The organism is Paenibacillus sp. FW126-R14, assembly GCF_058789495.1.
The window spans coordinates 20,807-43,933 of the sequence record NZ_JBYTBS010000016.1; the positions used below are offsets into that span (position 1 = coordinate 20,807).

Annotated in this window: 19 protein-coding genes; 14 read left to right on the forward strand and 5 right to left on the reverse strand. The window is 50.5% G+C overall.

The features are described 5' to 3' along the window. Nucleotides 1–255: 255 nt before the first annotated feature. The 4 genes from AC3WRW_RS12770 to AC3WRW_RS12785 all read left to right on the forward strand — a co-directional run bounded on the left by AC3WRW_RS12770 (nucleotide 256) and on the right by AC3WRW_RS12785 (nucleotide 5,040). Nucleotides 256–1,317, forward strand: coding sequence for a BMP family lipoprotein (locus AC3WRW_RS12770; RefSeq protein ID WP_492546700.1), 1,062 nt, complete (start codon nucleotides 256–258; stop codon nucleotides 1,315–1,317). Nucleotides 1,318–1,441: 124 nt separating this feature from the next. Continuing rightward, complete coding sequence (locus tag AC3WRW_RS12775; protein WP_492546701.1) at nucleotides 1,442–2,983, forward strand: ABC transporter ATP-binding protein; 1,542 nt, start codon at nucleotides 1,442–1,444, stop codon at nucleotides 2,981–2,983. Continuing rightward, a complete protein-coding gene (locus AC3WRW_RS12780; protein ID WP_492546702.1) occupies nucleotides 2,976–4,055 on the forward strand; it encodes an ABC transporter permease in 1,080 nt (359 codons plus the stop codon). The genes AC3WRW_RS12775 and AC3WRW_RS12780 overlap by 8 nt, the downstream gene beginning before the upstream one ends. A gap of 1 nt (nucleotide 4,056) precedes the next feature. Further along, nucleotides 4,057–5,040, forward strand: coding sequence for an ABC transporter permease (locus AC3WRW_RS12785; RefSeq protein WP_492546703.1), 984 nt, complete (start codon nucleotides 4,057–4,059; stop codon nucleotides 5,038–5,040). Between the two features lie 306 nt (nucleotides 5,041–5,346). Here the strand turns inward: AC3WRW_RS12785 and AC3WRW_RS12790 are convergent, their stop codons facing one another. Further along, a complete protein-coding gene (locus tag AC3WRW_RS12790) occupies nucleotides 5,347–6,204 on the reverse strand; it encodes an AraC family ligand binding domain-containing protein (RefSeq protein WP_492546704.1) in 858 nt (285 codons plus the stop codon). Between the two features lie 199 nt (nucleotides 6,205–6,403). On the opposite strand from AC3WRW_RS12790, the gene AC3WRW_RS12795 reads away from it, so the two are divergent. The 7 genes from AC3WRW_RS12795 to AC3WRW_RS12825 all read left to right on the forward strand — a co-directional run bounded on the left by AC3WRW_RS12795 (nucleotide 6,404) and on the right by AC3WRW_RS12825 (nucleotide 13,646). Beyond that, nucleotides 6,404–7,585, forward strand: coding sequence for a galactokinase (locus tag AC3WRW_RS12795; RefSeq protein WP_492546705.1), 1,182 nt, complete (start codon nucleotides 6,404–6,406; stop codon nucleotides 7,583–7,585). Next, nucleotides 7,586–8,572 (forward strand): UDP-glucose 4-epimerase GalE, encoded by a 987-nt coding sequence (gene galE, locus AC3WRW_RS12800; RefSeq protein WP_492546706.1) that lies wholly within the window; start codon nucleotides 7,586–7,588, stop codon nucleotides 8,570–8,572. A gap of 26 nt (nucleotides 8,573–8,598) precedes the next feature. Continuing rightward, nucleotides 8,599–10,179 (forward strand): UDP-glucose--hexose-1-phosphate uridylyltransferase, encoded by a 1,581-nt coding sequence (locus AC3WRW_RS12805; protein WP_492546707.1) that lies wholly within the window; start codon nucleotides 8,599–8,601, stop codon nucleotides 10,177–10,179. A gap of 159 nt (nucleotides 10,180–10,338) precedes the next feature. Further along, nucleotides 10,339–11,328, forward strand: coding sequence for an acrylyl-CoA reductase family protein (locus tag AC3WRW_RS12810; RefSeq protein ID WP_492546708.1), 990 nt, complete (start codon nucleotides 10,339–10,341; stop codon nucleotides 11,326–11,328). A gap of 48 nt (nucleotides 11,329–11,376) precedes the next feature. Continuing rightward, nucleotides 11,377–12,234 carry a carbon-nitrogen hydrolase family protein gene (locus AC3WRW_RS12815; protein WP_492546709.1) on the forward strand — a complete coding sequence of 286 codons (858 nt, stop codon included), beginning with the start codon at nucleotides 11,377–11,379 and terminating at the stop codon, nucleotides 12,232–12,234. 27 nt (nucleotides 12,235–12,261) lie between these two features. Further along, nucleotides 12,262–12,957: a GNAT family N-acetyltransferase gene (locus tag AC3WRW_RS12820; protein ID WP_492546710.1), complete on the forward strand. Its 696-nt coding sequence runs from the start codon at nucleotides 12,262–12,264 to the stop codon at nucleotides 12,955–12,957. Nucleotides 12,958–12,974: 17 nt separating this feature from the next. Continuing rightward, nucleotides 12,975–13,646: a GNAT family N-acetyltransferase gene (locus AC3WRW_RS12825; protein WP_492546711.1), complete on the forward strand. Its 672-nt coding sequence runs from the start codon at nucleotides 12,975–12,977 to the stop codon at nucleotides 13,644–13,646. A 64-nt stretch (nucleotides 13,647–13,710) separates the two neighbouring features. Here the strand turns inward: AC3WRW_RS12825 and AC3WRW_RS12830 are convergent, their stop codons facing one another. Further along, nucleotides 13,711–14,160: an SRPBCC domain-containing protein gene (locus AC3WRW_RS12830; RefSeq protein WP_492546765.1), complete on the reverse strand. Its 450-nt coding sequence runs from the start codon at nucleotides 14,158–14,160 to the stop codon at nucleotides 13,711–13,713. A gap of 90 nt (nucleotides 14,161–14,250) precedes the next feature. Between AC3WRW_RS12830 and AC3WRW_RS12835 the strand changes: the two genes are divergently transcribed. Together AC3WRW_RS12835 and AC3WRW_RS12840 are read left to right on the forward strand one after the other, a co-directional pair. Beyond that, entirely contained in the window at nucleotides 14,251–15,051 is an 801-nt protein-coding gene (locus AC3WRW_RS12835; protein WP_492546712.1) for a DUF6597 domain-containing transcriptional factor, read from the forward strand. Between the two features lie 384 nt (nucleotides 15,052–15,435). Further along, nucleotides 15,436–16,335, forward strand: coding sequence for a GNAT family N-acetyltransferase (locus AC3WRW_RS12840; protein ID WP_492546713.1), 900 nt, complete (start codon nucleotides 15,436–15,438; stop codon nucleotides 16,333–16,335). 54 nt (nucleotides 16,336–16,389) lie between these two features. Here the strand turns inward: AC3WRW_RS12840 and pyrH are convergent, their stop codons facing one another. From pyrH to AC3WRW_RS12855, 3 genes are all read right to left on the reverse strand, one after another. Beyond that, entirely contained in the window at nucleotides 16,390–17,130 is a 741-nt protein-coding gene (gene pyrH / locus AC3WRW_RS12845; protein ID WP_492546714.1) for a UMP kinase, read from the reverse strand. A gap of 215 nt (nucleotides 17,131–17,345) precedes the next feature. Then, nucleotides 17,346–18,671 carry an MFS transporter gene (locus AC3WRW_RS12850; RefSeq protein WP_492546715.1) on the reverse strand — a complete coding sequence of 442 codons (1,326 nt, stop codon included), beginning with the start codon at nucleotides 18,669–18,671 and terminating at the stop codon, nucleotides 17,346–17,348. 131 nt (nucleotides 18,672–18,802) lie between these two features. Beyond that, nucleotides 18,803–21,655, reverse strand: a complete 2,853-nt coding sequence (locus AC3WRW_RS12855) for an ATP-binding protein (protein WP_492546716.1) — start codon at nucleotides 21,653–21,655, stop codon at nucleotides 18,803–18,805. A gap of 251 nt (nucleotides 21,656–21,906) precedes the next feature. Here AC3WRW_RS12855 and AC3WRW_RS12860 point away from each other — a divergent pair, with 251 nt between their 5' ends. Continuing rightward, nucleotides 21,907–23,094, forward strand: coding sequence for an EAL domain-containing protein (locus AC3WRW_RS12860; protein ID WP_492546717.1), 1,188 nt, complete (start codon nucleotides 21,907–21,909; stop codon nucleotides 23,092–23,094). The last annotated feature ends 33 nt before the right edge of the window (nucleotides 23,095–23,127 follow it).

A 23,127-nucleotide genomic window follows, 5' to 3' on the forward strand; every position in this document is an offset into this window, starting at 1 on the left:
AAACGTCATCTAGATTTTATTAACCGGCGGTAGTATAATAAATCATTGGGGCTTAAAACCTATATTGTAGGGGGTTACAAAAAAGGCCGTGTCAACTTGTTTGACATCACGAATTATGCTGTGAATTGCTTTTAACTTCCGTTATAAAGTGATACACTCGGTTTAGCCAAACACGCATAATTATGGTGGTTCTGGTCAACCTAGAATGTGGGATTTAAGGTTCAATTTTAAATTTATCTTTTGGGGGTAGAAATGATGAAGAAAGTACTCACAACTGCACTGATGGCTGTCACTGTTTCCGCACTTGCTTTGACTGGTTGCGCCAAAAAAGAAGAAACTAAACCGGCAGCATCCGCAACTCCAGCAGCTAGCTCATCCGCAGCACCAAGCAACAACAGCGGTAAAGATTTCAAAATCGGGATGGTTACAGACATTGGTGGGGTTAACGATAAATCCTTTAACCAAAGCGCATGGGAAGGCTTGCAGCAATTGAAAAAGCAAACCGGCGCTAACGTGAAGAACTTGGAAAGTAAAAGCGATGCAGACTACACGCCTAACTTAAACCAATTCGTTAAAGACGGCTACAACTTGACATGGGGTATCGGCTTCTTGATGGGCGATGCACTTAAAACGGTTGCAACGCAAAACCCGAACGCGAAATTGGCGATCATTGACAACGTTGTTGAAGCTCCAAACGTAGAGTCCGTTACTTTCTCCGAGCAAGAAGGTTCTTACCTTGTAGGTGTAGTTGCAGGTCTTACGACAAAATCCAACAAAATCGGATTCGTCGGCGGTATCGACATTCCGGTTATCAAACGTTTTGAAGCCGGTTTCGTAGCTGGTGTGAAAGCGGTAAATCCAAATGCGAAGATTCAAATCAACTACACAGGCGCATTCGACAAGCCTGACCTTGGTAAAGCGGCAGCAGCTACGATCTACAACGATGGCGCTGATGTCATTTTCCACGCAGCTGGTTCCACTGGTAACGGTGTGTTCAACGAGGCCAAAGACCGTGCGAAAAACGGTAAAAAAGTATGGGTTATCGGCGTAGATAAAGACCAATCCCTTGAGTTCGGCGATGAAGTGACACTGACTTCCATGTTGAAACGTGTTGACAACGCGGTTGCTCGTGTTTCCAAAGACGTAATCGACAACAAATTCCAAGGCGGCAAAACAGTTACACTTGGTCTGAAAGATGACGGTGTAGGCCTTCCTGATACTTCCAAGAAAAATGTTTCTGCTGATATCTTGAAAAAAGTTGACGAGTACAAAGCAAAAATCATCAGCGGCGAAATCAAAGTTCCTGAAACTCCATAATAATTGTATAAAAGGCATAGCGGTTACGAACGATAGATTTGCTTCTGTTCAAACAAGGCTAGTTACAATAACTAGCCTTGTTCTTAGTTTAAAGTACCAAAAAATTGATCCTTAGGGTGATCTGATGAGCGAAAAAGTCCCTGTTGTTGAACTTAGCGGCATAACGAAACGGTTTCCGGGCATTGTAGCGAATGATGCCATCAGCTTGAAGCTGATGAAAGGTGAAATCCATGCCCTGCTTGGCGAGAACGGTGCAGGTAAATCCACACTGATGAATATTTTGTTCGGGCTGTACCAGCCTGACGAAGGCTTTATTAAAGTACAAGGCAAGGAAGTCTTTATCGATAGCCCCAATCGGGCGATTGAGTTAGGCATCGGGATGGTGCATCAGCATTTCAAGCTGGTTCAGCCATTTACCGTAACGGAAAATATTATTTTGGGCATGGAGCCTAAAAAAGGGTTTAACGTTGACATTAAAACAGCGCAAGACAAAGTGCGCAAGCTATCCGAGCAATACGGGCTGCGCGTTGATCCAAAAGCAAGAATCGAAGATATTTCCGTCGGCATGCAGCAGCGCGTTGAAATATTGAAAACGCTGTATCGCGGCGCCGATATTCTCATTTTTGATGAACCAACAGCTGTACTGACGCCGCAAGAAATTAGCGAATTGATGGTCATCATGCGCAATTTGGTCAAAGAAGGTAAATCCATCATTCTCATTACACATAAGCTGAAAGAAATCATGGAGATTGCCGATACCGTGACGATTATTCGCCGCGGGAAAGTAATCGGTTCCATTGCAAGCGCAGACGCGAATCCGCAGATTTTGGCGGAGAAGATGGTCGGGCGCGATGTTTCTTTCAAGGTTGAGAAAAAAGAAGTGAAACTAGGGGAATCCGTTCTTCAAGTTAAAGATTTGGTTGTGCGGAATCAACAAGGCCTTGCTGCTTTGAAAGGGCTTAACTTCGAGGTGAAAGCCGGAGAAATTCTGGGCATCGCCGGAGTCGACGGCAATGGACAGAGTGAATTGATCGAAGCGTTAACAGGGCTGCGATCCGTTGATAGCGGACAAGTCATGCTGACAGGAAGCGAGATCACGAACTGGACACCGAGAGAGATCTCCGAGGCCGGCTTGTCGCATATTCCGGAGGACAGGCACAAACACGGACTGGTACTCGATTTCTCCATGAGTGAAAACATGGTGTTGGAGACGTACTTCCACTCTGCTTATAACAAAGCGGGCTTCCTTAATTATGAAGCGATTGACCGCCACGCGGAAGCGCTTATTAAGGAGTTCGATGTAAGAACGCCAACCATTTACAATAAGGCCCGTTCTTTATCGGGGGGCAACCAGCAAAAAGCAATTATTGCCAGGGAAATACACAAGAATCCAAATCTGCTCATTGCCGCTCAACCTACGCGCGGATTGGACGTCGGTGCCATTGAATTCGTGCATCGCCAACTGATTGAGCAGCGGAATAAGGGCAAAGCCGTGTTGCTGATTTCTTTTGAGCTGGATGAAATTATGAATGTATCGGATCGCATTGCCGTTATCTATGAAGGACAGATTGTGGGAGAAGTGCTGCCGCAAGAGACGAACGATCAAGAGATCGGACTCCTGATGGCTGGCAGCAAGCGCACAGGGAAAGGAGCTGCTCATGAATAAGGTTGTTCGTATTTTTACAAGTGAATCAGCGGTGAACCCCATCGTGGCGATTGTGCTCGGGCTGTTATTCGGAGCGCTCGTCATGCTGGCAGGGGGCTACAACCCGATTGCCGCCTATGGGGCGTTATTTTCCCGTGTTTTTGGTAATTCCTATGATATCGGGGAATCGATTCGTGCGATCACGCCGTTGATTTTGACGGGATTATCCGTCGCCTTTGCGTTCCGGACAGGCTTGTTTAATATCGGAGCCGAGGGACAATTCGTCATGGGCATGACGGGAGCTACTTTTATCGGTGTAAAAGTGACAGGGCTGCCGTGGATCATTCATGCTCCGCTAGCCGTTATCGTCGGTGCGCTCGCTGGAGGTCTCTGGGGAGCGATCGCGGGTTATTTGAAAGCGAAACGCGGGGTTAACGAAGTTATCACAACGATCATGCTTAACTGGATCGCGTTATTCCTGTCGAACTATATCGTAAATGCGTTCCTGTTGGAGCCGAAACAGCAGCGTTCCTACATGATTCAGGACTCGGCTTCGCTAAGCATCACTTGGCTGTCAGAGCTTATGAATCATGCCAGAATTCACTGGGGGACCGTGATTGCGATTCTTGCAGCAGTCGTCTTCTATGTGATTCTATGGAGAACAAAGCAGGGCTACGAGCTGCGTGCCGTTGGCCATAACATTGATGCCGCGAAGTATGCGGGTATGAATGTAAATCGAAATATTGTTAAAGCGATGTTTATTTCGGGTATTTTTGCCGGACTTGGCGGCGTCTTCGAAATTCTAGGCGTATTCCATTATCAAGTCGTTGCAGCAGGTTCGCCGGGCTACGGATTCGATGGCATTGCGGTATCCTTGCTGGGCGCTAACAATCCGGTCGGGATTATCCTCGGTGCTGCGTTATTCGGCGGCTTATCCTACGGATCAGCGGGAATGAGTTTCGGTGCCGATGTGCCGCCGGAAATTATCCGTATCGTCATCGGTTCGGTCATCTTCTTTGTTGCCACACAAGGAATTGTCAAATGGGTGCTCATCCCGTTCTATAGCAAACGCAAGAAAGAGAGGGCGTCGTAACATGGACCTGCTCACAATGCTCAACGCGTTCTTCACGAAATTCAGTGAACTTATTAACACAACACTCGTATACTCAACGGCGCTGATCTTCGGAGCTATTGCCGGTATTTTCTCGGAGCGTTCCGGGGTCGTCAATATCGGAATCGAGGGTCTTATGGTGTCGGGTGCCTTTGCATCAGCGGTTGGCACTTACTATGCGGAAAAGGCGGACATGGGCGTATGGTCCCCTTGGATCGGGCTGCTGACAGCCATGTTGTTTGCGCTGATTTTCGCTCTCATTCATGCGGTAGCGACAATTACCTTCAAGGCCAACCAAGTAATCAGCGGGGTGGTCATTAACTTCTTGGCCGCTGGCGTTACGCTGTACCTGGTTAAAGTATTGTTCAACGGCGCAGGTCAAACCGAAACGTTAAACGATGTGTTTTCCAAATGGGAAATTCCGCTATTGTCGAAAATCCCGTATCTCGGATATGCGCTATTTACCGCTTATCCAACCACTTATATTGCGCTAATTCTAGTAGGCGTAACGTACTACGTGCTTTTCAAAACCCCATTCGGCTTGCGACTGCGTTCCGTAGGTGAACATCCGAGTGCCGCGGATACCGTTGGAATTAAAGTTAAGCGCGTGCGTTACATCGCAGTTCTGATCAGCGGTCTGTTGGGCGGACTTGGCGGCGCGACAATTACGTTGACGACAACAAGCGCCTTCTCGCATAACACGATTTCCGGCCAAGGTTTTATCGCGATGGCTGCGATGATCTTTGGTAAGTGGCATCCGTTTGGCGCCCTTGGCGCTGCCGTATTCTTCGGTATGGCGCAGGCGCTGAACAACTTCATGCGATTGTTCGAATTCTCGAAAAACATTCCGCAAGAGTTCCTCTACATGCTGCCTTACGTACTAACGATCTTAGTATTGGCTGGCGCAGTAGGCCGGGCTAAAGCACCGTCGGCTCTTGGCGAGCCTTACGATCCGGGCAAACGGTAAAAGAAATGAGAAACACCACCATGGGAGCACGCTCCTGGGGTGGTGTTTTTGCTTTTCTTTCGTTTGTAGAGCATTAGCGGGAGAACTTCCCGTTATTTAAGTGATTTTTAGTTGCGTGTTCCAGTTAGCAGGAAAAACTCCTGTTAATTTGCCCGTATCCCATGTGTGTGTGGTTAATCCTCGCCAATAGCAGGAGGAATTCCATTTAATCGCGCGATTTCCCTGAATGTGCGCGAAATAGCAGGAACTTTTCCCTTTAATTCAGAGGGAATGAAGTAGCTTGCTTGGAAGAGATGGCCACATCGTTTAAAGCGATTTGATTTGATTCCGGTACTCGCTGGGTGAAACGCCGTATAAGCGCCGGAACTGCTTGGAAAAATAAAGCGGATCATAAAAGCCCACAGAAGCCGCGATCTGCTCGATCGTCAGCTCTAACCGTTCGCGCAGCAGCTGGCGCGCTTTATCCACTCGAAGCTTGAGCAGGAACGTAACCGGGGCGACCTTCGTATGCCGCTTGAACAAGCGTGACAGATAGGCACGGTTATAGCCTAAGCTTTCCGCCATCATTTCAATGGTGATGGGCTCGGCATATTGCGTAGACAAATAGTGAATAGCCTGCTGAACAATCCGGTCGCTCTCCACTTCCGAGACGATGCCGGCGGTTGTGGAGGCGGATAAAGCTTCGCAATACTCACCTAATAGAAGAAGCAAGTATCCGACGGATTTCAGCTGTGCGTTCGCTTTTCTGGCCCGCAAAGCTTGTTGAATATGCCGAAACAGCACAGGAATATGCCGGTTGCGGTTCGTATGAAGAATAGGCCGCAGAGGATTGACGCCTGTTGAAGCCAGCAGCGCCGGAGCTTGCTCGCCCGTAAAAGCAATCCAGCAGTAATGCCAAGGATCGCTTTCATCCGAAACGTAGCTGATGAGCTGCTCAGGCTCGATGACGAAGCTGTCGCCCGCGCCTAGCGCATACTCCTCCCCTTGTGTAGAAAACACGCCTTTCCCTGAAATAACATAGTGAATTAAGTAGTAGTCGTACACTTTGGGGCCTAACCGGTGTACAGGCTTTGTCTGGCTCTCCCCGGCAAACAGCACGGTCAGAGCGCTTTCTCCGGACGGTAACGGGTTCGAAACGACGTAGTAGCTTTCCTGCTTTGACATGACGTATCCTCAGCTCCCATTGATATGGCCTTATGGTCTTTCTAATTTACCATATTTCGCTGAAGGGAAGAAAGATTGAAATCACATTTTTCCATGCGAAAATAACATGCCTCCATAGCCAATTGCACGTACTTCTCTTATACTGAAGTTACAAAGTTGCTCCTGCAGCAATCCTAAATAAACTAAAGGCGGTGCCAGAATGGCAGATTTGCAAACTTTAAAAGACACGTTTATTGAAATTTACGGGGAAACCGCAGCGCCAATTTCAGCGTTTCATGCTCCTGGCCGGGTTAACCTGATCGGTGAGCACACGGATTACAACGGCGGTTATGTATTCCCGGCGGCGTTAACGTTCGGAACAACGCTGCTGATCCGTCCAAGACAAGACCGTGTCATCGGATTTGCATCGACCAACATGGCGCTTTGCAAACAAATTTCCATAGATGACTTGTCCTATCGAGAAGAAGATAACTGGATCAACTACCCGAAGGGAATCTTCGTTCATTTGGCCAAAGCAGGCTTGCCGGTTACTCAAGGCTACGATCTGTTGTTCCACGGCGAAATTCCGAACGGTGCCGGACTCTCGTCCTCGGCTTCCATCGAGGTTGTTACGGCTTTCGCATTGGAAACGCTTGAGAAATATCCGGTTGACACGGTGAAAATCGCCCTGCTCGCGCAGCAAACAGAGAACCAATTCGTTGGCGTGAATTGCGGAATCATGGACCAGTTTGCTGTTGCTAACGGCAAGAAGGATCACGCAATTCTGCTCATGTGCGACACGCTGGAGTACCGCCATGTACCGTTCCAAAGCGGCAGCTATAAGCTGGTGATCGGAAACACCAACAAACGCAGAGGTCTTGTCGATTCCGCTTACAACGAGAGAAGAAGCCAATGTGAGCAAGCCGTTGTTTATCTGCAAAAGCAGTTCCCTGAGATCACGCTGCTGGGCCAATTGAACCTTGATCAGTTCAACGCATACAAGCACCTCATTCCGGACGAAACGGTCCGCCGTAGAGCGCAGCACGTAATTGAAGAAATTGATCGCGTGCTCAAATCGATTGAAGTGCTGGAAAAGAACGATCTTGAAGCCTTCGGCAAACTGATGATCGGTTCCCACGACTCCCTGCGCGATCTGTATGAAGTTACCGGCTTCGAGCTGGATACGATGGTTGCGGCAGCATTGAAGGTTCCGGGTGTGCTTGGCGCGCGCATGACAGGCGCAGGCTTCGGCGGATGTACGGTTTCCTTGGTTCATGAGGACAGCGTGCAAACATTTATCGATCAAGTGGGCAAAGAATATACCGAGCAAACAGGTTTAACACCAAGCTTCTATGTATGTGATATCGGAAACGGTGTCGAACAAGTCGAGGAGGCGTTGTAAATGGCGATATTAGTAACGGGCGGAGCCGGCTACATTGGTTCGCATGCAGTAGCTGAGCTGCTGGACAAAGGGGAAGAAGTCGTTATTGTCGATAACTTGCAGCAAGGACACCGGGATGCTGTGCTTGGCGGCAAGCTGTATGTCGGCGATCTGCGTGACGGCGAGTTTTTGGATACGGTTTTCACGGAAAACAGCATTGACGCGATTATCCATTTTGCGGCGAATTCGCTGGTTGGCGAGAGTATGACGAACCCGGCCAAATACTATCATAATAACGTGTACGGAACGCTGTGTCTGCTTGAGAAAATGAATCAATACGGCGTGAAAAATATCGTGTTCTCTTCGACAGCCGCCACTTACGGCGAGCCGGAGAACATTCCGATTCTGGAAAGCGACCGGACCCTTCCTACGAATACGTATGGCGAGACGAAGCTGGCGATGGAAAAAATGATGAAATGGTTCGACACGGCCCATGGCATCAAATACGTCTCCCTTCGCTACTTCAATGCGGCTGGCGCGCATGCCGGCGGCAAAATCGGCGAGGATCACAGTCCGGAGACGCACCTCATTCCAATCATCCTGCAAGTAGCGTTAGGTCAACGCGCCCATATCTCCATCTACGGAGATGACTACGCGACGGAAGACGGAACCTGTGTGCGCGACTACATTCATGTCAGCGATTTGGCGAGCGCTCATGTGCTGGCGGTTGAGAAGCTTCGCGGCGGAGCGGAGAGCAATATTTATAATCTTGGCAACGGTACGGGATTCTCGGTCAAGCAAGTTATCGATATCGCCCGCAAAGTAACCGGGCATGCGATTCCGGCAGTTATCGAGCCGCGCAGAGCTGGCGACCCGGCTACGCTGATCGCTTCCTCCGAGCGGGCAAGAACGGAGCTTGGCTGGAAACCGAGCCGCGATTCCTTGGAATCCATCATTGAAAGCGCATGGAACTGGCACCAAAATAACCCGGACGGTTATGCCGAGTAGGCTTGTTTAAGAAAGGAATGTGGCACATGGAACGGACAGTTGAAGCATCGCAATCTGCAGCATTGACCATAGAAAGGCTCCTTCAGTTCGCACAGCAAAATGGCCTGATCGAGCAGTTGGATGTTTATACGTCACGCAATGCTTTGCTTGATTTATTCGGTCTTGCTGAGCCTTATGCAGGAGCAGTGCCGGCTGAGAAGCTAAGCAGTCCTGTTGCCCTGCTGGAAGAGCTGTTGGATGCGGCTTATGAGGCGGGTCTTCTGGAGGAGAATACAACGACGTACCGCGATTTATTGGACGCACGGATTATGGGGCTGCTAATGCCCCGTCCTTCCGAGGTTGTGAATCAATTCTGGAGCACGGCCAAGACCACCGGGGTCGAGGCGGCAACGAATTATTTCTACAAGCAGTCCATTGATTCGAACTATATTCGAATGGACCGTATTCAGAGGAATGCATACTGGCTGGCGGATACGGCCTACGGCGATCTTGAAATCACGATCAATCTCTCGAAACCGGAGAAGGATCCGAAGGAGATTGCTCTGCTCAAAACGCTGCCCCAAAGCAGCTATCCCGCATGCCTGCTTTGCGCGGACAACTTAGGCTATGCAGGCCGTGTGAATCACCCGGCAAGGCAAAATCTGCGCTTTATCCCGTTAGAGCTGGATAATGAGAAATGGTACTTCCAGTACTCGCCATACGTGTATTACAACGAGCACAGCATTATTTTCCATGAGAAACATATCCCGATGAAAACGACGGCGAATACGTTCTACCGCTTGCTGGATTTCATCGATCAATTCCCGCATTACTTCATCGGATCGAATGCGGATCTGCCAATCGTGGGAGGCTCCATTCTGAACCACGATCATTTCCAGGGCGGACGCCATCAATTCCCGATGGAGAAAGCGGCAAGCGAGAGCATGTTCGCCCACGCTGAATTTGCCGGCGTGAAGGCCGCCATCGTGAAGTGGCCTATGTCGGTTGTGCGCTTGAGCAGCCATAACAAGCTGCTGCTGTATAAGCTGGCCAGCAAGCTGCTCGACGACTGGCGCGCATACAGCGATGCGGAAGCGGACGTCCTCGCCTTCAGCGAGAAGGACGGACAGCGTGTCCCGCATAACACGATTACCCCGATCGCCCGCAACAATGCGCGCGGCGAGTACGAGCTTGACCTGGTGCTGCGGAACAACCGCACCAGCGAAGAGCATCCGGATGGCATCTTCCATCCGCACCGGCACTTGCACCACATCAAGAAGGAGAACATCGGCTTGATTGAGGTCATGGGGCTGGCGGTACTGCCAGGCCGCCTGCAAGAGGAGCTGGCGGATATCGCCAAGATCCTCACCGGCGAAGCCGACTTCGGCAGCGCGATCCGCGAGGAGGCCGCTCATCCGCTGCATAAGCATGCGGCATGGATCGAGGCGCTGCTTGCGAAGCACGGCGCTGCGCTGACGGCAGGCGGCGCGAAGGCGGCGCTGCAGGCGGAGGTCGGCAGCAAGTTCATGGACGTGCTGCTCGACGCGGGCGTGTTCAAGCGTGATGAAGCCGGGCAAGCGGCTTTTGGACGGTTTTTGGAAGCTGCGGGCTTTGTGCAGCAGCAGTAAGAGAAGCTCCCTGGTCATGAGGCCGGGGAGTTTTTTGCGCGTTGATGCGCTGCAAACCCTTTGAATCCTGCTTCCGATTCTAGTACACTGAATAGGTAGTTGATGGAAAATCACCTGATCGAAACTTATATGGATCGAGGATCGAGGAGGCTAAGCTGCATGGAAAGCTTTAGTGCGTTGGTGGTGGAGCGGACGGAGGAGCGTTTCTCCGTACAAGTGAAAGAGCTGCGAATGGAAGATTTACCGCCGGGTGAAGTGACGATACGCGTGCGTTACTCGGGTATTAATTATAAAGATGCGTTGGCCTGCAGTCCGAACGGACGCGTCGTGCGCACGTACCCCATGGTGCCGGGGATTGATCTGGCAGGGACGGTTGCCGCTTCGGAGGACCCGCGCTTTCGCGAGGGCGATGAGGTGCTTGTGACCAGCTATGAGCTGGGAACGGGACATTACGGCGGATTTAGCGCGTATGCGCGTGTTCCGGCCGATTGGGTCGTCCCCCTGCCGAAAGGGCTGTCCGCCCGCGAGGCGATGATCTTGGGGACGGCTGGCTTTACCGCGGCGCTCTCGATCCAGCGAATGGAAGAGAACGGGCTGGGCAAGGAGAAGGGCCCCGTGCTCGTTCGCGGCGCGACGGGCGGGGTAGGGAGCAACAGCGTGTCGATGCTGGCCGCGCTTGGCTACGAGGTAGAAGCAAGCACGGGCAAGTCCGCCGATCATGCGTATTTGCTTGAATTGGGGGCGAAACGGGTCGTACCGCGGGAAGAGCTTACCCCATCTGTGAGGAAGCCGATGGACAAGGAGTATTGGGCCGGCTGCGTGGACCCTGTTGGCGGCGAGTCGCTCTCCTATGTGCTGAGCCGGATGAAATACGGCGGTTCCGTCGCGCTGAGCGGTCTGACGGGCGGTGGCGATTTTGCAGCGACTGTGTTTCCTTTTATTCTGCGAGGCGTGAATGTATTGGGCATTGATTCGGTGTATTGCCCGGCGGAGATCCGGAAGCCCCTTTGGGAGCGGATAGCTGCTGAGTTGAAGCCGCCGCTGCTTGAGCGGATGGTGTATAAGGAAGTTGCGCTGGACGGGACTGCCGAGGCGGCGCAAGAGGTGCTGGATGGGAAAGTAAGAGGACGGGTGCTCGTTAGCCTGTAAATCCGGTACTGGGTACTGGGAACGATGACAAGATAAGGAGAGATGAACTTGAAAATGAGAGTTTCGGCTGTACAATATCATTTGCACTCGATACGTAATTTTGAGGAGTTCGCCGCGCAAGTTGAGCATTATGTGAAGGTGGCTCAAGAGTTTGAGGCGGATTTTGTGCTGTTTCCTGAGTTGTTTACGACACAGCTCATGTCCATTGGCGATGAGAACGGCAAAGCGCTGCCGATTGAGGCGTTGCCCACGTATACGGATGCTTATCGGACGCTTTTCCAAGGGTTGGCGAAGACGACGGGCATGCACATCATTGGCGGTACGCACATTACTTCTGAGGAAGGCAAACTGTATAACACAGCGTTTTTATTTTATCCGGACGGTCGGATCGGGGAGCAGAAAAAGATCCATATTACCCCAACCGAGGTGAAGGAGTGGAATATGGGAGCCGGCGATTCGCTGCAGGTTTTTGACACGGAAAAAGGGCGTATTGCGATTCTCGTCTGTTATGACGTGGAGTTCCCGGAAATTGTCCGGATGGCCAGAGCCCGCGGCGCCGATGTGCTGTTTGCTCCGTCCTGTACGGATGACCGGCATGGGTTCCACCGGGTGCGTTATACGTGCCATGCGCGAACGATCGAAAATCAAATCTATGTCGTCACAACGGGGACGGTCGGCGCTCTGCCTACGGTAGATTTCATGCGTGCTAACTTTGGCCAGGCGGCTGTCATTACCCCGAACGACGTGCCTTTTCCGCCCAAAGGCATTATGGTTGAAGGCGAAATCAACGGTGACATGGTGGTCACGGCTGATTTGGATCTAGACCTGCTGACGCTTGTCCGCGACAAGGGCTCCGTCACTACGTGGCGTGACCGCAGAACGGATCTGTACACCGATTGGGCTTAATGAAAGCTGGGGGGATTTCATAGCGTTATGGACGTAAATTCGCACCGATTTTATGCTAAAAAGCTGTACGTCTTCGACGGAGACAAGCCGATCGAGGCGGTCATACGCAATTATGAAAAAGCCGATTTCGACGCGCTGATCCGCGTCCAGCAGGAAAGCTTTCCGCCGCCGTTTCCGTCAGAGCTTTGGTGGAACGAAGAGCAGCTCACGGAGCATGTCACGCGTTTCCCCCAAGGCGCCCTCTGTGTCGAGGTGGAAGGCCGGATTGTTGGGTCGATCACGGGGCTGCTCGTTAGCTACGAGGAAGAGCATGCTAGCGACCACAGCTGGTCGGCGTTGACTGACGACGGCTACATCCGTACGCATCGGCCGGAAGGCGATACGTTATACATTGTGGATATTTGCGTGATGCCCGCCTACCGCAAGTTCGGCCTCGGCAAATGGATGATGCAATCCATGTATGAGGTTGTTGTGCATTTGGGGCTGCGCAGGCTGCTTGGGGGCGGGCGCATGCCGGGCTACCACAAGTATGCTGACGCCATGAGCGCGGAGGAATATGCGAAAGCGGTCATGGCAGGGAACTGCAAAGACCCTGTTATTACCTTCCTGCTGCGCTGCGGCCGGACGCCGGTGCAGGTGGTGCCGGACTATTTGGAGGATAAAGAGTCGCTGAACTATGCGCTTTTGATGGAGTGGCGAAATCCATTTCGAATTTTGACATAAAGGAGCTTGAGGAGCTAATGGAATACATACGGATTAAGAGTATAGACAACCCTTTGTTTCGTGCCATGCACGATTTGATGAAAGAGGTATTCCCGCCAGAGGAAGTACTGGAATATGCTTTGTGGAAAGAGCCGCTGGAGGACCCTGGTATCCGGGTGTTCGTCGCTGTGCATGAAGGGAAGGTCGTCGGCACGACAGAGTACCGCTATTACGAAGATTTCCAGGTAGCGTTGACGGACTTCACCATTATCGGTCAAGCGGGACTGGGCATTGGCCGTTTCCTGGCGCGCAAGCGCTGGAACGACCTGGAGGCCTTAGCAGCCGAATCGGGCAAGCCGATGCTGGGGATGTTTGCCGAGATCTATGATCCGTATCGGATCGAAAGCCATGCATTCGGCGGCGTGAAGCCGATGGATCCTTATGTGCGGCGTGAAGTGTTGTCGCATCTCGGGTACAAACGGATTGATTTCCCATACGTTCATCCTTCTTGGGAGAACAACGGGGAAGCGGTGGAGGAGCTGGACCTTTGTTTCCTTCCGACAGATGAGGAGATGACTCAGCTTGATGCGGCGATTGTTGCGAGCTTCTTGAAACGCTACTACTCCGTTTTGGCGAATAAGCCGCAGGCTTGGCATGATATGGTTGCCGGGCTGGAGGAGAAAACATCGCTCGCGCTTTTACCGTTATAATGGCGATTTGAAAAAGGCTATCTCAAAAGGTCCGCATGAATGACCTTCTGGGATAGCCGCAATTTTACCAGCCGAAATCGAGTGTTTTGCCCGTCTCCGCAAGTGTCTTAATATTGCTTAGAATCATCCACCAGCTTGCTTTCGTTCTCTCGAAGCTCGGGTGGTTCGGCGTCCATTCGTCATTGACGAGCGTCAGTTTCGTGCAACTGCCGACCGTCTCCAAAGTAAACGTCATCCGGGATTGGAAATCCGCATGATTCGGGTTGTAGGACGGACCGGCATGTTCGATGCAGGACAAATGCTTCTCCGGTTCATAGGCCAGAATCGTGCCGTACACATGAACGGTTTCATCGCCGTCGTTGCCAGGCCCGATGTATCTGAAATCGGAGCCGATCTCAAATGTGGACTCCAGCACGCTTCCGAACAAAATTTTCCGCGTCCCCTCCGGTGTCACCAAAATATCCCACACTTCTTTGCATGTTGCACCAATATAAAATTCGTATCTCAGTTCCACTGCCACTCACTCCCTCGTATGTGTTACATTCATGATATAGGATTGTACGCCTCAAGTATTGTAAAAACGCGACAAGGAGTGATCGGCATCATGTCTGACCTCATTACACCCAGTCTGGGCATTATGAATCTCCAGCAAGTACCGCGGAAATTTCAGCTTTCCAGAGTGACTCCCTCGGAGGATTTGGCCTTTTTCATTCGCCATTTCTGGATCGTAAGGTGGGATTTAAGGGGCCAAGAACCTTATGAGCAGCATGTCATTCCGAACCCCTGCGTCAATCTGATCGTGGAGCCGGGGCGAACGGCTATTTACGGTCCTGGCAAAGAGAAATACGGCCATTATCTGGAAGGGCAGGGCTGTGTATTTGGCGCCAAATTCAAGCCCGGCGGTTTTTATCCGTTCGTGGGGCGGCCGGTTTCCGACATGGGGCTCAGTCCGCTGAGCGTTCGGAGTGTTTTTGACGTCGATCCGCTTGCGTTGGAGAAGGTTATGTTCGCTGCAGAAGATGAGCAGGGCATGGTGGCGCTTATGGAGCAAATGATCAGGCCGAAGCTGCCCGGGAAGGATGCGCAGGTGACTTATATCAATGAAATCATTGATTTCATTAACGAGCAGCCTGACGTCACGAAGGTAGACGCCCTCTGCGATCGCTTCGACATAAACAAAAGAACGCTGCAGCGCTTGTTCGACCACTATGTAGGCGTTAGCCCTAAGTGGGTCATTAAGCTGGCGCGCATTCAGAATGCGGCGGAGGCGACCGATGTCAGCGAGAAGCCGAACTGGTCCAAGCTGTCGATGGATCTCGGCTATCACGATCAGTCGCATTTTATTAAAGATTTTAAATCCATAACCGGCCAAACGCCGGATGAATACGCCCGGCAGGCGCAATAAGAAGAGTCGGCTTCTTGGCTTCTTAGCGGGCTGGTTCTTTTCATCAATTTAGATGGAATTTATCCTGTTAATTTCAAAGTATAACCTCCGTCTGCTCTTTTAACTGGAAATCCTCCCGTTAATTAACCGGAAAACCGTCAATTGTAGGCGTTATGGCTATATTAACAGGAGAAATTCCAGTAAATTCTAGCAACACCCTTCTCTAGGGGGAGATTAACGGGAGTTTTTCCCGTTGGTTCACCCGCAGCTCTATCAAGAGGCAATCTTTCAAGGGCGACGATGTGACGAAACTTTATGTAAAACGAATTATTAGCTTACCCCGCGGCAGACCAGACCTGTATAATGACAGTAGGCAAGTAATTAAGTCTTATGGAGGACAACCTAGTGAAACAAGGCATTATTCCACGGGCAGGACTGTCGTCGCAGGAGCTGAAGGAAGTTAGGGAATTATGGGAGGCTTGCAACCGCCATGACCATATTGAAATAAAACTGAACTGGAGCACATTATCCGATCGTCCGCCAGGCGTGACGAATGACTTTTTATTTTACCGGGATGACCGGATTGTCGGCTTTCTGGCGATATACAGCTTCCTGTCTACGGAAGTGGAAATTAGCGGAATGGTGCATCCGGAGGTGCGGAATCAGGGGATTTTCGGCCAATTGGTGCAGGCCGCGCTGGAAGCGTGCAGAGGCAGGGGAGTGCCGAAAGCGATTTTCATCAATGAACGCGGATCGGTGAGCGGCAAGGCATTTTTGACGAAGCTTGGAGCGGACTACAGTTTCTCCGAGTATGTGATGGAGCTTCAGGAGGATGCGGCAAGGGCTCCGCAAACTGGCGAACAGCCGATCGCGCTTCGTTCCGCCACTGTGCAGGATACGGAGCTGCTCGTTGAACTGAACACGTCCGGCTTCAACATGCCGGAGGACGATGCGAGACAATACGTCAATCAAACGCTTGCCGGTGACAAAGAGCGAACCTGGATCGCAGAGCTTGGGCTCGGTGAGCAGAAAGAACCAATTGCAAAAATCGGAGCCATGATCGGGGAGGATAGCAGCGGATTCATCTACGGCTTTTGCGTCCTGCCGGCATATCGTGGCAAAGGTTATGGGCGTCAGATACTGAGCCAGACCATTATAGAGCTTAAGCAGCGGCATCAGGCGGGCAAGGTCAAGCTTGAAGTAGCGGTCGAGAACGAGAAAGCGCTCGGGTTATATGAATCCTGCGGCTTTAGAACGAAGAATGCGAATGACTATTACGTGCTAATGCTGGGCAAAAACGAATAAACAAAGAGGATAGAGCGGCAGTTGTAAACTGATCTCTATCCTTTTTTTGTCTGCTTATCCCTGCTGGTAAATGAGCTCGGAGGAGGCGCTGATGATCGTGCCTGTATCTTGCCCTGCGCAAATTTCTTTCATGGAGCCGGGTTTGTCGAAATTGAACACATGAATGGGAATATGATAGTCTCGCGCGAGAATGAAAGCGGACTGATCCATGACTTTCAAATTATGATGGATAACGTCGTTGTAGTGGAGAGATTTGTACTGAAGCGCCTCTTTATGATGCTTAGGGTCTTTATCGAACACGCCGTCAACGCCTTGCTTCGCTACAAGAATGGCTTCACAGTTCACTTCAATGGCTCTTTGAACCGACGGATAGTCGGTAGTGACGAAGGGCTGTCCGTTGCCGCCTGCAAAAATCACGATGTACCCTTTTTCCAAATGATGAATGGCTCGAAGCCGGATGAAAGGCTCAGCCACAGAAGCAATCGGAATCGCCGTCATGACGCGCACTTCCGCTTCGGTCTTCGCTTTCAGAACCCCGCGCAGCATCAGGCTGTTGATGACGGTAGCGAGTGTGCCGATATTGTCGGCCTCCGCCTTCTCGATCCCCCAGCTTTCGCCCATATTGCCACGAAAAATATTGCCTCCGCCGATGACAAGGCACACCTCGACGCCTAACTGAACGACGGTCATAATCTCGTTCGCGATATGATCCAGCTGTTTAGGATCGAAGCCGAACTCGCTTTCTCCCGCTACAGCCCCACCGCTTAGTTTAATGAGGACCCGTTTATACCGCATGTCGATCTCTCCTCCCTTTGAGACAATCTGTATTCTTGCTTCAAAATCACCGCTGCCCGCTTAGGAAGATCAGCTTCGGCGCGAAAAAAAACACTAAAGCAGCGAACGCTTTAGTGTTTAACGGAAATGAGAAATAGGAAACGTTTCTGCTTGATCACAGGACCCTTCATACTCCTCACACCTTTCGCTTATGATTAAAAGCTATTGTACACGAACTAAGTGGAAGATTGCAATTTTTGCGGCACGCGCATGTGAACAAGGAGTCCGATGACGACCAGCACCAGAAGGGAACCGAGCGCGACGCGGCTGGCGAGATTGCCTGTAGAAGCGAGTGCCCAGGTAATCGATCCGTACAGCGCCGGTCCGACAATCGAGGATACTTTGCCGGAGAAGGCGAATAAGCCGAAAAACTGGCCGCGTTTCTCCTCGGGCGTTAATTGCACGATCAGTGTGCGGGACGTTACCCACATGGCTCCCATGGACACGCCATAGAGGCTGCCGGCGGCCCAGAACAGGCTTTGGCTTGTCGCTAGCGCCGCTATGGCAATCGCGATAATGAGGATGAAGGCAACGATGGTTACGGCCTTCTTAGGTCCTACACGGCGGGTGACATAGCCGAAAAGGAAGGAGCCGATGATGCTCGATACGGTCGAAACTAAGTAGAGAAGAATGAACTGCCCGGTGGTGAAGCCCATCACCGTATTTGCGTAAATCGCCATGACGGCAATTGCCGTGGCAATGGCATCGTTAAAGAAGAAGTAGGCGATCATGAACAGAAACGCGGCACGGTACTTTCGCGCCTCTTTGAACGTAGCCCAGATCTCACGATAGCCGCTCAAGAGTGATTTGTTCCCGCTAACCGGCTTCTGCGGTTTCTCTTTGTAGAGGAACATGATCGGTAAGGAGAAAAGTAAGAACATAAGCGCGCTGGGAATAAACGTATTTTCAAAATGATTGCCGTTAATGAGCGGAAATACGACGAGCCCGACCAAAGTGCCGACATAACCGACCGCTACGCCGATGCCGGACACGATAGGGATTTCACGCTCGCTGCCCAGATCAGAAATCATGGAATCATAGAAGATTAAGCTCGAATTATAAAAGAATTTGGCGATCATGAAGAAGAAGATGACACCCAGAATCGATGCGTTGAGCCCTGCCCATTGCTGATCCGTATGCCAAATGGCGGAAGCGCCCATGAGCAGTGTCGCCAGAATGGAAATTAAGGTGAAAGGGACAAGGTAGGCTTTCTTTTTGCCCGTCCGGTCGATCCACACGCCGAATAAGGGGGACAGCAGCACGAGAAAAAAGCTGGATAAAGCGTTGGAGTACGTGATGAACGTGCTGGCAATCTGATTGAGCTCCTCGCTTTTGCCTAACGTTTCTTTTAAATAAAAAGGATAGAAGACCGTCACGATATTGGAGGAAAAAATCGTATTCGCGAAATCATACATGGCCCAAGCGAATATCGGCAGGGAGAAGAACAATGTCCAAGCGCTGCGAGTGTGTATCGGGTTGGAAGCGGGTTCAAGCTTTGCCACCGGGGTCACCCTTTCCTAATGATGAGTTGCGTTTCCTTTAGTATATTGGCCGCCGGGCAGAGAAATCCCTGTCGCTTTACAATAAAAAAATCTCCCCTTCCCCGAATCGGAGAAGGAGTGACTAGGCTGATCTAGGCGTCTAACTTCGGCTTCTTAATTTCTACTTCAATCATATCCATATTTTCTTTCATCTCAAGCACATCGATTCCGTTGCGCTGTAGAGTACTGGAGAGAGAGTCTTTGTCCTGCGCCGGAAAAACATATGCATTGCTTTTCTTGTTATCCAGCAAATTTTTGGCAACCTGGACGAGTCGCTGCATCGAGAAAGGTTTTTTAAGATATTTCTGAATATCCTTTTCGTGGAAATCTTGCGGCTGATCGAGTGCGGTCGATACAATCACCGGAGTTTGGTAGTACATCGGGTGCCTGGATAAGTCGGAGATGAAATCCCATCCGTTCTTAACGCCTTCAAGATGAATATCCACGATGAACAGAATCGGCTCGCCTTTGCAGCGGTTCAAAGCGATAATGCCTTCTTCCGCAGAGCGCAATTGAATCGAAGGGAGATCTAGCTTATTCAGCGCAACTTGGATCAGTTTGGCGAGGTCGTCATCATCTTCGAAAATAACGATTTTCCCTTCCATGGAAGATAGCTTGTACTGCTCGAATTCAATTCGGAAAGTAGTGCCTTCCCCCATTTGAGACTCGTAGGAGATCTGTCCGTTATGCCCTTCGACGATTTCTTTCACAATGGCTAAGCCTAAGCCGGTTCCCCCGATTTGGCGGCGGTCGGAATTATCGACCCGGAAAAACTTGGAGAACATTTGATCATGGGCCTCCTCCGGGATGCCAAGTCCGTAATCCTGCACGGATGCGACAATTTTACCGTTCGCTGCGGACAAATAAATGTCGACGCGCTCCGCCCCCGGAGAATATTTAATCGCATTGGAGATCAGATTGTGGAATACTTGCCGGATCCGGTCCGCGTCTGCCCGTACCCATAATTCTTTCTCCTGCTGGTGAATGACGATGCTGTGGTTTTGCTTGTCCTGCCATTGATCGACGATATCCTGTACGGTCGGCAGCAAATTGATCGGGGAGAAATGGTATAACTGCCGGCCGGACTCCATCCGCTGCAAATCAAGGAAATCGTTAATTAAATTCGATAGACGGTGAGCTTCTTTATAAATGGTTTCCATGTATTTCTTCTGTTTATCTTGCGGCAGCTCGCGATGCAGCAAAATCTCGATGAAGCCGAGCACGCTGGCCAAGGGAGTCCGCAGCTCATGAGAGACAATGGAAATGAACTCATTCTTCATTTCATCCACACGTTCTTCTTCTGTCCGGTCACGGAAAACAAAGAGGTATCCTTGCTGTTCCGTATCTTCACTGACGACGGTCGCATAAAGCTCCGCATGCTGGGGCTGGTCGTCAAGCACAAAGCCAAAACGCTGCGTAAGATGCGTATGCGTGCCGTTAATCAGCGCTTCAATCGAAGCCGCCGCACCAAAAAAGCTCGTCGTTTCAGCAGCGATAGCGTGGCAGCAAGTCACCAAATTCTCGCCGATGCGCTCGTTCAGGCCAAAATAGCGGTTCATTCGGTGATTGGAGAAAAGGATCGTCCCTTGGGAATCGCACATCATCATGCCTTCGTGCGCCGATTCCAAAATATTTTGAATCAGGTCGCGTTGACCTTCGATTAACAGTTTTTCGGCAATGAGTTCATCGTTCAATTCCGCCAAATGAGCGGCCTGCTTCACTCTCTCGTCATTCATCACCTGCGCGAAGAACGCCAAGCCGAATTGACGGACCAAACCTTTGGTCAAGCGTTGGTTGTTTTCTTGGAACACGGAGCTTTGGTAGCTCGTAAGCAGAAGGAAGCCGATGACCGTCTGTTTATCGTCGAGCAGTGGAACATAGTGATCGACAGCATGGTTCATTCCGCCATGCACACCCTTTTCATGCCCGGAGACATCCCGCGTGTGGATCAGATTCGTTCCTTCTTCGAAAACCCGCCTTGCCGGCCCAAAAAGCTCCTTCTGATGCACCTGGATGTGATCCTTCGGATACCCGATGGAATGGATGACCTCATAGGAGGGAGTCGTGCCCGCGTTTTCCCGTTTCATCACGACAAGGGCTGCATCCTGCAGCAGGGAATTCAACAGCGCAGGCAGCGTATGCTTCAAGAAATCCTTGAGTTCCACGTAGCCGGTAAGTTTCTCTTGGTAGGAGGAAATCAGCTCAAGATCTTGCTCCCTCTCGGACAGCTTGGCTAAAGTGACCTGCTGCTCTTCCTGCTGGGCAATGATCTCCTCATTCTGCGTTTCGAGGCTCTCGGCCATATAGCGGTAAGTTTCCTCGCTTTTACGAAGCTCTTCTTCGGCATGAATAGCCCGGAAGGAGATGAAGAGGGACAGCACCCCTGCAATTAAAGCGATAATGCCTCCAACCAGTGTAATGGCCCGGGAGGTTTTGCCTGCTTTGAGCGAAGTTTCGTAGGCATCTTCTGTAATTTGTCCAATGATCTTCTCGATGCTCGTATGGATGACACGGTAACGATCCATCATTGTCTTGCCGGCTGCCGTCCGGGACTTGGCTTCATCCAATTTGCCTGCGCGAATCAGCTCCAGCTGGGAGTCAAAGAACTTCTGCAGATTGGTAATCGCCGGAATCGCCTGCGTATCCATAATAAGCTGCAGGGTCGGATACTTTTTATCGTACATGCGAATGTTGTCCAGATCTTCCTCCAGCTGCTTTCTGCCTGTCGTATAAGGCTCCAAATATTGCTCGCTGCCGGTTATCTCATAACCGCGAATGCCGGTTTCCTGATTGATCAGATCGGTTAGCAAGCTGTTCGTTGTTTTGGTGATCGGAATGGAATCATTCACGATCGCATTGCTTTCACTCTCCATATTGCGTGAAGCAATGTAGTTGGATACGCTGACAAAAGCAAGCAAAACGACGATTAAAATAACGTATAACATGGAGATTCTCGATCTCGTGAATGTTCTCATTGCCACTTGGTCACCTGAATTCTACATAGAATATATGATGGATTTGGATTTTTAGATGAAATTCGACAAGACTCAACAAAATTCCTTCAATTTACAATCGTGTTATGTTATCTCCCATGAATTGGATTGCAAGAATCGACAATGTCGTTTACAATACTATTCATTACTAGGTTCATGTTACGTTTGGCAACATGGAAGTTCAGATGAGGAGGGCGCATACCGTGCAGGTTAATGACAGCAGGATTCCGCTGAGACATGAAGTACGTCCGTTCTTCCAGCCCATTCTTTCTCTTCAAACGCAGGAGATCATCGGCTACGAGACGCTGGGCAGGCGAATTGGTGGAAATCATGTCGAAAGCTTGGGGCCTTTTTTCAAAAACCCTGACATTCCGGAAGATATGCAGCTGCTCATCGATCGACACCTCAGGGAGCTGGCGATTGAACAGCTGGCCTCCGCACACGACCAAAGTTCATTATTTATTAACTTAAAACCGTCTTGGATTTATCGGACCTATAAACGCACAGGCGTGCTGCCTACGATCGAACTATTGCGAAAATATGATATCAATCCGGCGCGTATCGTGATTGAGATTACGGAAGAGGAGTTCACAGGGAAGCTGCATGAGCTTACCCAAATTGTGGAGCTTTATCGGGAATTCGGCTGTACCATCGCGATAGATGATGTGGGCAGCGGGTTCAGCAACTTTGACCGCATCGCCAGCTTGCAGCCGAAAATTTTGAAAATCGATCTGAATATATTGAAAAAAAGCGCGATCCATGCAGGTTATAAAGCATTGATGCAATCCTTCTCCATTCTGGCGGCTCAAATGGGCGCTTCCCTGCTCGTAGAGGGAGTTGAAACGAAGCAGGAGCTGCACAGTGCGCTGCAAGTGGGAGCTAGGTATGTTCAAGGCTACCTCTTCTCCAAAGCAGAGCCGTATCTGCAATATAAGGATGCTTTCAAGCCGCTGCTCAAAGAAGAAATGAACCTGTTCGGCCAAGGCGAGTTTCAACGAAACAGCCACTTGTCAGCCATTCACCGAAATTTGGACGCCCTGACCCAATCGGCTTATGGGATTGTATCGGCGGAAGATGCGGACCGGCTTATTGAACATACGATTAATACTGTGACCGATAATTGTATTCGGATTTACATATGCATGGAGGACGGCTCACAAATTTCTTCCAACTACATCCGCAAAAACGATGCCTGGAGCAAAGATGTAAGCTACCGCGGAGCGAACTGGACGTGGCGTCCGTATTTTATCTCCAACATTCTTATGATGAACCTGCAGAAGCAGGGGACTTTATCGCAAGTATACACGGATTTGGATACTTCGCATCAAATTCAGACCTACTCCTGCGCGTTGGGTGATGGGTATTATTTGTTTTTGGATTTGATGATTTAGGCAGGGCCGGGCGGGAATCTACGACAAGGTAGA

Coding starts and splice junctions, on each gene's coding strand:
- AC3WRW_RS12780 (WP_492546702.1), top strand. CDS start 2,976: ATGAATAAGGTTGTTCGTATTTTTACAAGTGAATCAGCGGTGAACCCC.
- AC3WRW_RS12810 (WP_492546708.1), top strand. CDS start 10,339: ATGGAAAGCTTTAGTGCGTTGGTGGTGGAGCGGACGGAGGAGCGTTTC.
- AC3WRW_RS12855 (WP_492546716.1), bottom strand. CDS start 21,655: ATGTTATACGTTATTTTAATCGTCGTTTTGCTTGCTTTTGTCAGCGTA.
- AC3WRW_RS12835 (WP_492546712.1), top strand. CDS start 14,251: ATGTCTGACCTCATTACACCCAGTCTGGGCATTATGAATCTCCAGCAA.
- pyrH (WP_492546714.1), bottom strand. CDS start 17,130: ATGCGGTATAAACGGGTCCTCATTAAACTAAGCGGTGGGGCTGTAGCG.
- AC3WRW_RS12825 (WP_492546711.1), top strand. CDS start 12,975: ATGGAATACATACGGATTAAGAGTATAGACAACCCTTTGTTTCGTGCC.
- AC3WRW_RS12795 (WP_492546705.1), top strand. CDS start 6,404: ATGGCAGATTTGCAAACTTTAAAAGACACGTTTATTGAAATTTACGGG.
- AC3WRW_RS12820 (WP_492546710.1), top strand. CDS start 12,262: ATGGACGTAAATTCGCACCGATTTTATGCTAAAAAGCTGTACGTCTTC.
- galE (WP_492546706.1), top strand. CDS start 7,586: ATGGCGATATTAGTAACGGGCGGAGCCGGCTACATTGGTTCGCATGCA.
- AC3WRW_RS12775 (WP_492546701.1), top strand. CDS start 1,442: ATGAGCGAAAAAGTCCCTGTTGTTGAACTTAGCGGCATAACGAAACGG.
- AC3WRW_RS12805 (WP_492546707.1), top strand. CDS start 8,599: ATGGAACGGACAGTTGAAGCATCGCAATCTGCAGCATTGACCATAGAA.
- AC3WRW_RS12790 (WP_492546704.1), bottom strand. CDS start 6,204: ATGTCAAAGCAGGAAAGCTACTACGTCGTTTCGAACCCGTTACCGTCC.
- AC3WRW_RS12770 (WP_492546700.1), top strand. CDS start 256: ATGAAGAAAGTACTCACAACTGCACTGATGGCTGTCACTGTTTCCGCA.
- AC3WRW_RS12785 (WP_492546703.1), top strand. CDS start 4,057: ATGGACCTGCTCACAATGCTCAACGCGTTCTTCACGAAATTCAGTGAA.